We start from the raw sequence: 12,857 nt of genomic DNA, 5'->3' as shown, positions 1-12,857 counted from the left end.
CATGGTCCCGGTCACCTTCTTCGACGGGCGCTCGTCGCGCGCGCATCCGGCCACGCTGGCCGTGGAGGCGCAGCAGGCCGTGCTGCGCGACGCCGACGGCGCCGAATTGCGGCGCACGCCGCTGTCGCAGCTGCGCGTGTCGGAACGCGTGCGCCGCGCGCCGCGGCTGGTCACCTTCGTCGACGGCGCCTTCTGCGAGGTCTCCGACCATGCCGCCTTCGACCGGCTGCTGGCCGCCACCGGCCACCGCGACGGCCTGGTAGCGCGGGCGCAGAACAGCTGGCGCCTGGCGGGCCTGGCGGTGGCGGCGCTGGTGGCGGTACTGGTGCTGGGCTACTACGTCTTGCTGCCATGGGGGGCGGGCATGATGGCACGCGCGGTGCCGGCCGAACTGGAGGCCCGGCTCGGCCAGCTGACGCTGGAGAGCCTGGACCACGGCATGCTCGGGCCGACGCAGCTGCCGGCCGCCGAGCAGGCGAAGATCCGCGCCGGCTTCGCGGCGCTGCGACGCCCGCGCGATGCCGCGCACGACTACCAGGTCGTATTCCGCCAGGGCGGCGAGATCGGCGCCAATGCGCTGGCCTTGCCGGGCGGCACCATCATCGTCACCGACGAGCTGGTCGGCCTGGCGGGCACCGGCGCCGGCCTGATGGGCGTGCTCGCGCACGAGGCGGGCCACGTGGCGCGCCGCCACGGATTGCAGCAGGTGATCCAGGGCTCGGCACTGGCCGCGTTGTCGGCGTACCTGTTCGGCGATATCTCGTCGGTGCTGGCGGGCGTGCCCGCCGCCATGCTGACGCTGCGCTATTCGCGCGAGCACGAGCGCGAGGCCGACGCCTATGCCATCGACGTCATGCAGCGCAACGGCCTGCCGCCGGCGGCGCTGGCCGACGTGCTGGTCGCGCTGGAGCGGCGCGAAGGCAAGCCCGACGAAGCCCAGGCCGGGCGTGGCGAAGACTTCCTGTCGACGCACCCGCATACGCAGGCGCGCATCGAAGCGCTGCGCCGCGCCGGCCGCTAGCGCCCGCGGGAGGCGGCACTCAGGCCGCCGGCTGCGGCGCGCCGGCGCCGGGCTGGCGGCGGTAGGCCCAGATCACCATGGCGATGCCCGCCAGGATCATCGGCAGACTCAGCCACTGGCCCATCGACAGCTTCAGCGCCAGCAGGCCCAGGAAGTTGTCGGGCTCGCGCGCGAATTCCGCGGCGAAGCGGAACGCGCCGTAGCCGATCAGGAAGACCCCCGACACCGCGCCCATCGGCCGCGGCTTGCGCGCGAACAGCCACAGGATGATGAACAGCGCCACGCCCTCGCCGGCAAACTGGTAGAGCTGCGACGGATGGCGCGGGATGTTGTCGCCGGCCTGCGGGAAGATCATGCCCCACGGCAGGTCGGTGGCACGCCCCCACAGCTCGCCGTTGATGAAGTTGCCGATGCGCCCGGCGGCCAGCCCGCAGGGAATCATCGGCGCGATGAAGTCGGTCACTTCCATCCAGTGGCGCCGGCGCAGCCGGCCGAACAGCCACATCGCCACCACCACCCCAAGGAAGCCGCCGTGGAAAGCCATGCCGCCCTCCCACACCTTGAAGATCTCCATCGGATGCGACAGGTAGTACGACGGCTTGTAGAACAGCACGTAGCCGAGCCGCCCGCCCAGGATCACGCCCAGCACGCCGAAGAACAGCATGTCGTCGAGGTCGCGCGTGGTCCAGCCCCTGGCGGCGACATGCGGCTGGCGGATGCGCAGGCGCCCGAACCACAGGAACATGACGAACCCGGCCAGGTACATCAGCCCGTACCAGCGGATCGCGAGCGGGCCCAGGTGAATGGCAACCGGGTCGAACTGGGGATGAATCAGCATGTTGGCGTGAATGGTGGTTGTGGGGCAGCGGCGGCGCCGGGCCGTGCCGCGCCAGGTATGACGCGCGGGTGCGGCGAAGGTTGCACGGCAATGCCAACACCTGGCCCGCGCACGCATCGTAGCCCGTAATGATGTCACAAATCCCCGCCGCGCCCCGCGACGCGGACCCCCGGGCCGGGGCCCGCCAGTGCCCGAACAATCCATTTGACACGCCAAAACGCACGCGTCATTCTTGCCCCATCACAGCGCCCGCCGCGCGCCGCGCGGCGGCACAGAACAAGGATTCCGGAGACCCACCATGGCATTCAACAAGCGCTCCCGGCACATCACGCAAGGCGTGGCGCGCTCCCCCAACCGCTCGATGTACTATGCGCTCGGCTACCAGAAGGAGGACTTCGACAAGCCGATGGTGGGCATCGCCAACGGCCACTCGACCATCACGCCGTGCAATGCCGGCCTGCAGCGCCTGGCTGACGCGGCCATCGATGCCAGCCGCGCCGCCGGCGCCAACCCGCAGGTGTTCGGCACGCCGACCATCTCCGACGGCATGTCGATGGGCACCGAGGGCATGAAGTACTCGCTGATCTCGCGCGAGGTCATCGCCGACTGCATCGAGACCGCCGCGCAGGGCCAGTGGATGGACGGCGTGGTGGTAATCGGCGGCTGCGACAAGAACATGCCGGGCGGCATGATCGCGCTGGCGCGCACCAACGTGCCGGGCATCTACGTCTACGGCGGCACCATCAAGCCCGGCCACTGGAAGGGCAAGGACCTGACCATCGTGTCGTCGTTCGAGGCGGTCGGCGAGTTCACCGCGGGGCGCATGAGCGAGGAAGACTTCGAAGGCGTGGAGCGGAACGCCTGCCCGTCCACCGGCTCGTGCGGCGGCATGTACACCGCCAACACCATGAGCAGCTCGTTCGAGGCCCTGGGCATGTCGCTGCTGTACTCGTCGACCATGGCCAACCCGGACCAGGAAAAGGTCGACAGTGCAGCCGAATCGGCGCGCGTGCTGGTCGAGGCGGTCAAGCGCGACCTCAAGCCGCGCGACATCATCACGCGCCAGTCGATCGAGAACGCAGTGGCGCTGATCATGGCCACCGGCGGCTCCACCAACGCGGTGCTGCACTACCTGGCGATCGCGCACGCGGCCGAAGTGGAATGGACCATCGACGACTTCGAGCGCATCCGCCGCAAGGTGCCGGTACTCTGTAACCTCAAGCCCTCGGGCCAGTACGTGGCGACCGACCTGCACCGCGCCGGCGGCATCCCGCAGGTGATGAAGATCCTGCTGAAGGCCGGCCTGCTGCACGGCGACTGCATCACCATCACCGGCCGCACCCTGGCCGAGGAACTCGAGCACGTGCCCGACGCCCCGCGCGCCGACCAGGACGTGATCCTGCCGATCGAGCGCGCGCTCTACGCCGAGGGCCACCTGGCCATCCTCAAGGGCAACCTCGCCGAGGAAGGCGCGGTCGCCAAGATCACCGGCCTGAAGAATCCGGTCATCACCGGCCCGGCGCGCGTGTTCGAGGACGAGCAGAGCGCGATGGACGCGATCCTGGCCGACCGCATCAACCCGGGCGACATCCTGGTACTGCGCTACCTGGGTCCCAAGGGCGGCCCCGGCATGCCGGAGATGCTGGCGCCGACCTCGGCCATCATCGGCAAGGGCCTGGGCGAGTCGGTCGGCTTTATCACCGACGGCCGCTTCTCGGGCGGCACCTGGGGCATGGTGGTCGGCCACGTCGCGCCCGAAGCGTATGTCGGCGGCACCATCGCACTGGTGCAGGAGGGGGACTCGATCACTATCGACGCGCACCAATTGCTGCTGCAGCTGAACGTGTCGGAAGAAGAACTGGCCAGGCGCCGCGCCAGCTGGAAGGCACCGGCGCCGCGCTATACGCGCGGGGTACTGGCGAAGTTTGCGCGGCTGGCGTCGACAGCGAGCAAGGGGGCGGTGACGGATTGATTGCGGTTCGGCGGATGGCAAAAAGCCTGCGAGGGATCGCAGGCTTTTTTGTTTGCAGGACGATTGCAGTACCGTCGCCCCTGGCAGGCGCTCCCCTCTCCCGCGAAGTGGGAGAGGGGTGGGGGTGAGAGCCGGAGCCTCGACGAAGTACTGCGCGTCGGTATGCCCGTGCCTGCCCTCACCCCCTGCCCTCTCCCGCAAGCGGGAGAGGGGAGAAAACCTTCAACCCTCGCCCGGCGCCTTCTCCATTTCCTCCAGCGTCGCATCCAGCCACTCGACCAGCCGCGCTTCCAGCGACTGCGTCAGCTCGCTGGCCAGTTGCGCCGTCAACGGCGCCAGCCGCGACTGCAGCGTGGCTTCGGTGTGGGCGGCGACCACCTGCGGCCATTCGGTGCGAAAGCGCATCATCACGCGGCTCAGCAGCTCGGTACGCACCGCGCGCAGGTCGTCGTCGCCGGTGTCGGTGGCGGTGTCCGTCTGCGCGGCGGGCTGGGCCGGCACGATTGCGTCGTCCAGCGCGGCGTCCCCGGTGTCGCCCACCTGCATCACCATGCCGGCATCGTCCATGCCGAAGGTGTCGATCACGCCATCGTCCGCCGCGGCGCCGGCCTGCGCCGGCGCACCGGTGTCGGCATCCGGCAGTTCGACGACCTCGGTCAGCAGCGGGATGCTGTCGTGCGGTTCCGGCCGCGGGATCACCCGCGAGGTGGTGCGTTCGCTCATGCGGCGTCTCCCTTGGGCTGGCCGATGTCGTGGTGCGTCAGCGGATAGCCGCGTTCGCGGTAGAAGCGGTAGCGCTGGCGGCCGGCCTCGCGCGCGGCGTCGCCGGCGCCGACCACCTCGATCAGCCGCTCGAAGCTGGCAAACTGCGCCGGCGCCTGGTCAGCCAGGTTGATCAGCAGCTGGTGGTGCGGCACGCCTTCGGTGGTGGCGGCCAGCAGGATCGGGGTCACGGCCGCGTTGGGGCTTTCCAGCCCGCAATGCGGCAGGAAGTCCAGCGCGGAGAAGGTCCACAGGCGCGCGTCCAGGTCCGCCAGCTGCGCCGGCGCGCCGTGGATCACCACCTTCTGCCCGGCGCCGTAGGCCTTGCGGACCAGCCGGCAGACATAGCCGAGCACGTCCGGCACGTTGCTGTGGAAGTCGATGCGCGTCATGGACGATTGCCGCTCCTGCTCCGTTGCGCCGCGCTCAGGCCGCGCGGTCCATCAGGAACTGCGTCAGCAGCGGCACCGGACGGCCGGTGGCTCCCTTGGCCGCGCCGCTCTTCCAGGCGGTGCCGGCGATGTCCAGGTGGGCCCAGTCGTACTTCTCGGTAAAGCGCGCCAGGAAGCAGGCCGCGGTGACGCTGCCGGCCGGTCGGCCGCCGATATTGGCCATGTCCGCAAAGTTGGACTTGAGCTGGTCCTGGTACTCGTCGTCCAGCGGCATGCGCCAGGCGGTGTCCATGGCGCGGCGGCCAGCCTGCAGCAGCGCGTCGGCAAGCGCGTCGGAGCGCGCGTACAGGCCGCTGTTGACATGGCCCAGCGCGATGATGCACGCGCCGGTCAGGGTGGCGACGTCGATCACCGCGGCCGGCTTGAAGCGCTCGACATAGGTCAGCGCGTCGCAAAGGATCAGGCGGCCCTCGGCGTCGGTGTTGAGGATCTCGATGGTCTGGCCCGACATGCTGGTGACCACGTCGCCCGGCTTGGTGGCGATGCCGCTGGGCATGTTCTCGCAGGTGGGGACCACCGCGACCACATTGAGCTTCAGGCCCATCTCGGCCACGGCCTGGATCGTGCCCAGCACCGAGGCGGCGCCGCACATGTCGTACTTCATCTCGTCCATGCCCTCGCCCGGCTTGAGCGAGATGCCGCCGGTATCGAAGGTGATGCCCTTGCCCACCAGCACCACCGGCGCCTGCTTGGCGCCGGCGCCGTCATAGCGCAGCACGATGAACTGGGGCGGCTCCTCGCTGCCCTTGGTCACGGCCAGGAATGCGCCCATGTTCAGCGCCTCGATCTGCTTGCGCCCGAGGATCTCGGCCTTGAGCTTGTGGCGCTTGGCGATGCTGCGCGCGGTATTGGCCAGGTAGGTCGGGGTGCAGATATTGGATGGCAGGTTGCCGAGGTCGCGCGTCAGCTCCATGCCGTTGGCGATGGCGGTGCCGCGCACCGCGGCCTGGGTCGCGGCGCGGGCGTCGCCGCTGTCGACCGCGATCACGACCTTGCGCAGCGATGACTTGTCATTGCCGTTGGGCTTGCCGCTGGCAGCACTCTGTGCGTTGGCGCGCTTGAGTCCGGGATGGCGCTCGAGCAGGCGGTAGCCGGCTTCGCGCACCAGCGTGATGGTGGTGATCACGGCCCACGACACGTCGCGCTGCTGCGGCGCCTGTTGCGCCAGGCACCACAGGGCCGAGGCGGCACGCGTGGACGACAAGGCACGCACCGCGGTGCGCACCGCATCGGCAAAGGCCTTGTCGGTGAAATCGGGTTCCTTGCCCAGGCCCACCAGCAGCACGCGCGCGGCGCCCACGCCGGCCACTTCGTGCAGCATCAGCTGGGTGCCGCGCTTGCCTTCGAAGTCGCCCTGCTTGACCAGCCGTGCCACCAAGCCCTTGGTGGCCACATCGAGGGCCTTGGCGACGCCGCCGAGGTTCTGGCCTTCGAACAGGCCGACCACCAGGCAGTCGGTCTTGGTCGCCAGGAAACCATTTTGGCCGGCTTTGCTCCAATCCAGGGCTTTTGTGCTAAATTCCATCGCGCTTCCTTCCAGGGGCTCGTTAGACACGAAAGCCTCCATTATCCGCGATTTTTACCCCGCGACCTGCCGCCGCTGATACGCCCCGGTCACGTTGACAGCACGCTGTGCCGTCAGCCAGCTGTTCTGCCAGGCACCTCGCACGGCACATCGCCCGCTCCGGCCGGCAGCCCGGAACCGAACCCGCATGATCCTTCAACAAGCCCTGCGACGCGAGCTTGCCTACACCGCCGGGGCGGTGTTCCTGGTGATGCTGACCTTCATGCTCACCTCGCTCGTGATCCGCATCCTGGGGATGGCCGCCAACGGCAAGGCCAGCCCCAACGACGTGCTGATGCTGATCGGCCTGGCCACCATCGGCTACCTGTCGATCCTGCTGTCGGCGACGCTGTTCATTTCCACCCTGATCGTGCTGACGCGCTGGTACAAGGATTCGGAAATGGTAGTGTGGTTCTCGGCCGGCATCTCGCTGCGCGACCTGATCAAGCCGGTGCTGCAGTTCGCCGCGCCCTTCATCGTGCTGGCGCTGCTGCTGGGCCTGTTCGCGTGGCCGTGGGCCAACCAGCAGAGCGCGCTGTTCCGCGACCGCTTCGAGCAGCGCGGGGTGATGTCGATGATCGCCGCCGGCCGCTTCATCGAGCCGGCCAAGGCCAACTACGTGCTGTTCATCGAGGGCATCGACGCCGACATGAAGCATGCGCGCAATGTCTTCGTCGCCAATGCCGAAGCCGACAAGATCGGCGTGGCGCTGGCGCACCAGGGCAAATTCGAGACCATGCCCAACGGCGACCGCCTGGTGGTGATGGAGAATGGCCGCCGCTATTCCGGCACGCCCGGCCAGATCGACTACCGCATCGTCGAGTTCGAGCGCTACGCGGTCAAGGTGGACAACAAGCCGCCCGAGTCCGAGGCCAAGCTGCCGCCCAAGAGCCGCGACACCATCGAGCTGATCCGCAATCCCACGCGCGAGAACCTGGGCGAACTGATCTGGCGCATCTCGCTGCCGATCCTGGCCTTCAACTTCGTCATGATCGCGATCCCGCTGGCCTATGTGAACCCGCGCCTGGGCCGCTACACGCCGCTGGTGTTCGCCGTGCTGATCTACCTGACCTACAGCAACCTGATCAACCTGTCGCAGTCCTGGGTGCGCAACGGCTCGATCCCGTTCTGGCTGGCCTGGTGGCCGATCCACCTGGCCGTGTTCCTGGGCGCGCTGCTGCTGTTCCGCTACCGCCAGAACCGCAGCCTGGGTGGCTGGCGCGCCGTGTTCGGGCTGCGCAAGCGCGATGCCGTGGCCACCGCCGGAGGCCGGGCATGAGGATCCTGCGCGTCTACGAACGCTATTTCGGCCGGCTGGTCTATGGCGTGTTCGCCTTCATCCTGTTCGCGGTGCTGTCGCTGTTCGTGTTCTTCGACATGCTCAACGAGCTCGAGAACGTCAACGCCCAGTACACCTCGCTGGTCGCGCTGTTCCACGTCCTGCTGCAGGCGCCCACGCGGGTGTACGAGGTGCTGCCGATCGCGGTGCTGATCAGCGCGATCTATGTGTTCTCGCAGCTGGCCAGCCAGTCCGAGTACACCATCTTCCGCGTCGCCGGCCTGAACACGCGCCAGGCGCTGTTCTCGCTGTTCAAGCTGGCGGTGCCGCTGGCGCTCGTGACCTTTCTGTTCGGCGAGTTCATCGGCCCGCGCGCCGAGCAGTATGCGCAGAAGGTCAAGCTGGAGGCGATCGGTGCCACGGTGTCGTCGGGCTTCCGCTCCGGGGTCTGGGTCAAGGACCGTGACAAGGATCCCGCCGGCGAGGGCGAGATCACCCGCTTCGTCAACGTGGCGGGGCTGCGGCCGGACCAGACCATCACCGGCATCACCATGTACGAGTTCGATCCCCAGTACCGGCTGCGCGTGATCCGCGTGGCGCAGGAGGGGCGCTACCAGGGCGGCCAGTCATGGGAGCTGCAGAACGTCAGCGAGACCCGCTTCGTCGAACTCGCGTCGCAGGCCCAGGGCGCGCAGCCCGCCCCCGGCGCGCCGGCGCGCGACGCGCTGGCACCGGACTTCCGCGCCGAGCAGGTCAAGTTCCCGCGCGTGGCCATGCATTCGGAGCTGACCCCGCAGATCCTGTCGGTGCTGCTGGTCACGCCGGAGCGGATGTCGACGCTGGACCTGTTCCGCTATATCCGCCACCTGCGCGACAACAAGCAGGACACCCAGCGCTACGAGATCGCGTTCTGGAAGAAGGTGATCTACCCGCTGACACTGTTCGTGATGGTGGCGCTGGCGCTGCCGTTCGCCTACCTGCACGCACGCGCCGGCGCGGTCGGCGTGAAGGTGTTCGGCGGCATCATGCTGGGGCTGTCGTTCCACCTGTCTAACACGCTGTTCTCGCACGTCGGCCTGCTGCATACCTGGCCGCCGATCATCTCGGCGCTGGTGCCCGGCACGCTTTATCTGATGGTGGCGCTGCTGGCGCTGCGCTGGGTGGACCGGCATTGAGCACCGCCATGGCAGCCCGCGACCGCGCCCTGGTCCTGTTCGCGCACGGCGCGCGCGATGCGCGCTGGCGCGAGCCGTTCGAGCGGCTGCAGCAGAAGCTGGTGGCCACCCTGCCCGGCTGCGCGGTGCGGCTGGCGTTCCTGGAGCTGATGTCGCCGCTGCTGGCGGATGCATTGGCCGAACTGGCCGCGGAAGGCGTGACCGAGGTCACCGTGGTGCCCGTGTTCTTTGGCCAGGGCGGGCATATCCGGCGCGATTTGCCGGCACTGATCGATCAGTGCCGGCAGGCCCATCCCGGCCTGCGCATCCATTGCGCGGCCGCGGTGGGCGAGTCGGATGCGGTGCTGGACGCGATTGCGGCGTATTGCGTGGCGGCGTTGCCTGGGGCTGCTTCCGCGCAGCCCTGAAGCGAAATGAAAAACCCCGTGCCGGTATCCCGGGACGGGGTCAGTAACATCGTTGGTTTGCTCCCCTCTCCCGCCTGCGGGAGCGGGGCCGGGGGTGAGGGCAGGCGCCTGGCAAGCACCATGAGGCCTCGCTTCGTGGAGGCTCCCGCCCTCACCCCCGCCCCTCTCCCATAAATGGGAGAGGGGAGAAAACACTCGCCGTGCTAGCGCGAAGTCCGGAAATCAGGCAGCGCGCGGCGTGCGTACTTCAGTCACGTCCGCATGCTCCCGCGGCGCCTCGGTCGCGCGCGCGGCCAGCGCGGCGCCGATCATCAGCAGGCTGGGCTGCACCGGGTCGATCCATGCGGCCGCTTCCCCGGCCGCCATCTGGCCGAGCGTGAACTCGCGGCTGCGCTGGCGCGGCGTGGTGGCGGCTTCGACCACCCATGCCGGCGTCGACGCGGGCTTGCCGTGCGCGATCAGTTGCGCGGCAATCGACGCGGCCTGGTCGCGGCCCATGTAGTAGACCAGCGTGTCGGCCCTGACCGCGGCTTCGATATCGGGCGAACCCTCGGCGTCCGCGGCCTTGGCCTGCGTCGCAAAGGCCACGCTGCGCGACACGCCGCGCCTGGTCAGCGGCTTGCCGATGGCCGAAGCAGCAGCCAGCGCGGCGGTGATGCCGGGCACCACCTCGTACTCGATGCCGGCCGCTTCCAGCGCCTGCAGTTCCTCGTCGGCGCGGCCGAACAGCATCGGGTCGCCGCCCTTGAGGCGCACCACGCGTTCGTACTTGCCGGCGAGGTCGACGATCTGGCGGTTGATGAACAGCTGCGCGGTCGAGCGCTGGCCGCAGCGCTTGCCGACTTCGACCAGCTGCGCCTGCGCACACCAGGCCAGCATCTCCGGCGCCACCAGCGCATCGTGCAGCACCACCTGGGCTTCGCCCAACAGCCGTGCACCACGCACCGTAATGAGGTCTGCCGCACCGGGGCCCGCCCCGATCAGGTACACCTTGCCGTAAGTCTTCTGTGCCTGCTTGCCCATCTCCAGCCCCTTGTCCGGTCGATCCTGTTCGCTACCGATCAGGAGAACGCACGGATCATGCCCGCGGCCACCGTGTGGTTGGTTGCCTCGTCGATCAGCACGAACGCGCCCGTGGCCGGATTATCGCCGTAGGCATCGCACACGATCGGCTTCTGCAGCGAGATCTGCACCGAACCGATATCGTTCAGGCGGATCTCGTGGCGGCCGGTCTCGTGCGACAGCGTGTGCACGTCCAGCACGCGGTCCACCGCCGACACCCGCGCGAACACGCTCGCCGTGGTGTGCTTGAGCACGTACTTGCGCGACGGGTTCAGCGACTCGTCGTCGAACCAGCACAGGTCGGCCTGCAGCTTCTTGGCCGAAGCCGCGGTCGCGTCGGCGGCAACGAACATGTCACCGCGTGATACATCGACGTCCTCGGCCAGGCGCACGGTGACGGTGTCACCGACGTTGGCCGATGCGGCGGCGCCATTGGGCGTCAGCACTTCGGCGACCACCGCTTCGCGGTTGGCCGGCAGCACGCGCAGCTTCTGGCCGACGCGCACGGTGCCGGCTTCGACGCGGCCGGCATAGCCGCGGAAGTCGTCCGACTGCGAACCGTCCTGGCGGATCACCAGCTGCACCGGGAAGCGCAGCGCGGCGTCGTCCTCGGGCGCGGCTTCTTCCACCGGCAGCTCTTCCAGCAGCGGCAGCAGCGGCTCGCCCTGGTACCACGGCATGGCGTCGCTCTCGTGCACGATGTTGTCGCCGCGCAGCGCGGACACCGGCACGTAGCGCACGTCCTTGAGCCCCAGCTGCTCGGCCAGTTCGGCGTAGGCGGCGCGGATCTCGTTGAAGGTCTGCTCGCTGTAGTCGACCAGGTCCATCTTGTTGACGGCGACGATCACGTGCTGGATTTCCAGCAGTTTCAGGATCGCCGAGTGGCGCTTGGTCTGCGCCAGCAGCTCGGCGCGGCCGTCCGTGACGGTCACGCGGGTGGCATCGACCAGCACGATGGCCGCGTGCGCGGTCGACGCGCCGGTGACCATGTTGCGGGTGTACTGCTCGTGGCCCGGCGTATCCGCGATGATGAACTTGCGGCGCGCGGTCGAGAAGTAGCGGTAGGCCACGTCGATGGTGATGCCCTGCTCGCGCTCGGCTTCGAGGCCGTCGGTCAGCAGCGAGAAGTCGATCTGCTCGCCGGCGGTGCGCTTGTTCTTGGCGTTGGCCAGCGCGGTCAGCTGGTCGGACAGCACCGCCTTGCTGTCGTACAGCAGGCGGCCGATCAGCGTGCTCTTGCCGTCGTCGACCGAGCCCGCGGTGATGAAGCGCAGCAGGCCTTGGTGGGTTGCTTGGTGAGTCATGTCTGGATCCTTTGCTGCGTGCGGCTTAGAAGTAGCCTTCCTTCTTGCGGCGCTCCATCGAGGCTTCGCTGGTCTGGTCGTCCATGCGGGTGGCGCCGCGCTCGGTGATCTCGGTCACCGCGGTCTCGGCGATGATCGCTTCCGGCGAATCGGCAATGCTGGCCACCGGGCAGGTGCAGCTGATGTCGCCCACGGTGCGGAAGCGGACCGACAGTACTTCGCTGACGTCGCCGTCCTGCTTGGGCGTGATCGGCGTGACCGGCACCAGCAGGCCGTTCTTGCGCACCACTTCGCGCTGGTGCGCGTAGTAGATCGGCGGCAGCGCCAGGTTTTCGCGGGCGATGTACTGCCACACGTCCAGCTCGGTCCAGTTCGAGATCGGGAACACGCGCATCTGCTCGCCCTGCGCCATGCGGGCGTTATACAGGCTCCACAGTTCGGGGCGCTGCGCCTTCGGGTCCCACTGGCCGAACTCGTCGCGGAACGAGAAGATGCGCTCCTTGGCGCGGGCCTTCTCTTCGTCGCGGCGGGCGCCGCCCATCAGCGCGTCGAACTTGTGCGCCTCGATGGTTTCCAGCAGCGTCACGGCCTGCGCGGCGTTGCGCGAATCGGTTTCCTTGCGCAGGCGCACGGTGCCGCGCTTGATCGAGTCTTCCACATGACCCACCACCAGGCGCGCGCCCAGTTCGGCCACGCGCTGGTCGCGGAACGTGATGACTTCCGGGTAGTTGTGGCCGGTGTCGATATGCACCAGCGGGAACGGCAGCTCGATCTTGCGCTCGCCCAGGCGGAAGGCCTTCAGCGCCAGGTGCAGCATCACGATCGAGTCCTTGCCGCCGGAGAACAGCAGCGCCGGGTTGCGGCACTCGGCCACCACCTCGCGGATGATGTAGATCGATTCCGCTTCGAGGCGGTCGAGATGGTCGTTCTGTACCTGCAACAGGTGCGCCACGCTGGAGGTGGCTTCTGCGATGTCGTTCATGATGCCCATTTTCTTACGGCCTCAATGCTTGATGTTCTG

Annotated in this window: 12 protein-coding genes; 5 read left to right on the top strand and 7 right to left on the bottom strand. The window is 68.4% G+C overall.

Annotation, left to right across the window (positions count from 1 at the left end):
* Nucleotide 1: 1 nt before the first annotated feature.
* A complete protein-coding gene (locus A3AG_RS0125030; protein WP_018008033.1) occupies nt 2-1,021 on the top strand; it encodes a M48 family metallopeptidase in 1,020 nt (339 codons plus the stop codon).
* A 19-nt stretch (nt 1,022-1,040) separates the two neighbouring features.
* Here A3AG_RS0125030 and lgt read toward each other — a convergent pair whose 3' ends face one another.
* Entirely contained in the window at nt 1,041-1,859 is an 819-nt protein-coding gene (gene lgt / locus A3AG_RS0125025; RefSeq protein WP_018008032.1) for a prolipoprotein diacylglyceryl transferase, read from the bottom strand.
* A 298-nt stretch (nt 1,860-2,157) separates the two neighbouring features.
* Here lgt and ilvD point away from each other — a divergent pair, with 298 nt between their 5' ends.
* On the top strand, nt 2,158-3,831 hold the full coding sequence (gene ilvD / locus A3AG_RS0125020) for a dihydroxy-acid dehydratase (protein ID WP_018008031.1): 1,674 nt from the start codon (nt 2,158-2,160) through the stop codon (nt 3,829-3,831).
* Nucleotides 3,832-4,053: 222 nt separating this feature from the next.
* Here the strand turns inward: ilvD and A3AG_RS0125015 are convergent, their stop codons facing one another.
* From A3AG_RS0125015 to A3AG_RS0125005, 3 genes are read right to left on the bottom strand one after another with little or no spacing between them, the layout of a single operon-like run.
* Nucleotides 4,054-4,554 (bottom strand): DUF2486 family protein, encoded by a 501-nt coding sequence (locus A3AG_RS0125015; RefSeq protein ID WP_018008030.1) that lies wholly within the window; start codon nt 4,552-4,554, stop codon nt 4,054-4,056.
* Nucleotides 4,551-4,985 carry a DNA polymerase III subunit chi gene (locus tag A3AG_RS0125010; RefSeq protein WP_010814936.1) on the bottom strand — a complete coding sequence of 145 codons (435 nt, stop codon included), beginning with the start codon at nt 4,983-4,985 and terminating at the stop codon, nt 4,551-4,553. Before A3AG_RS0125010 ends, A3AG_RS0125015 begins: the two co-directional genes overlap by 4 nt.
* Nucleotides 4,986-5,019: 34 nt before the next feature.
* Nucleotides 5,020-6,570 carry a leucyl aminopeptidase gene (locus A3AG_RS0125005; RefSeq protein ID WP_018008029.1) on the bottom strand — a complete coding sequence of 517 codons (1,551 nt, stop codon included), beginning with the start codon at nt 6,568-6,570 and terminating at the stop codon, nt 5,020-5,022.
* 187 nt (nt 6,571-6,757) lie between these two features.
* Between A3AG_RS0125005 and lptF the strand changes: the two genes are divergently transcribed.
* From lptF to A3AG_RS0124990, 3 genes are read left to right on the top strand one after another with little or no spacing between them, the layout of a single operon-like run.
* Nucleotides 6,758-7,888 (top strand): LPS export ABC transporter permease LptF, encoded by a 1,131-nt coding sequence (gene lptF, locus A3AG_RS0125000; protein ID WP_018008028.1) that lies wholly within the window; start codon nt 6,758-6,760, stop codon nt 7,886-7,888.
* Complete coding sequence (gene lptG / locus A3AG_RS0124995; RefSeq protein ID WP_018008027.1) at nt 7,885-9,063, top strand: LPS export ABC transporter permease LptG; 1,179 nt, start codon at nt 7,885-7,887, stop codon at nt 9,061-9,063. The genes lptF and lptG overlap by 4 nt, the downstream gene beginning before the upstream one ends.
* Before the next feature lie 8 nt (nt 9,064-9,071).
* A complete protein-coding gene (locus A3AG_RS0124990) occupies nt 9,072-9,470 on the top strand; it encodes a sirohydrochlorin chelatase (protein ID WP_018008026.1) in 399 nt (132 codons plus the stop codon).
* Between the two features lie 222 nt (nt 9,471-9,692).
* On the opposite strand, the gene cobA is transcribed toward A3AG_RS0124990, so the two are convergent.
* The 3 genes from cobA to cysD are packed head-to-tail and all read right to left on the bottom strand — an operon-like array spanning nt 9,693 to nt 12,827.
* The gene (cobA, locus tag A3AG_RS0124985; RefSeq protein WP_018008025.1) at nt 9,693-10,493 is read right to left on the bottom strand and encodes a uroporphyrinogen-III C-methyltransferase; all 801 of its coding nucleotides are present in this window, start codon (nt 10,491-10,493) and stop codon (nt 9,693-9,695) included.
* A 38-nt stretch (nt 10,494-10,531) separates the two neighbouring features.
* Entirely contained in the window at nt 10,532-11,836 is a 1,305-nt protein-coding gene (locus A3AG_RS0124980; RefSeq protein ID WP_018008024.1) for a sulfate adenylyltransferase subunit 1, read from the bottom strand.
* 25 nt (nt 11,837-11,861) lie between these two features.
* Nucleotides 11,862-12,827: a sulfate adenylyltransferase subunit CysD gene (gene cysD / locus A3AG_RS0124975; protein WP_018008023.1), complete on the bottom strand. Its 966-nt coding sequence runs from the start codon at nt 12,825-12,827 to the stop codon at nt 11,862-11,864.
* Between the last annotated feature and the right edge of the window lie 30 nt (nt 12,828-12,857).

It is taken from the genome of Cupriavidus neocaledonicus (genome assembly GCF_000372525.1).
Lineage (GTDB): Bacteria > Pseudomonadota > Gammaproteobacteria > Burkholderiales > Burkholderiaceae > Cupriavidus > Cupriavidus neocaledonicus.
This window is presented reverse-complemented; position numbering and strand designations above follow the sequence as displayed.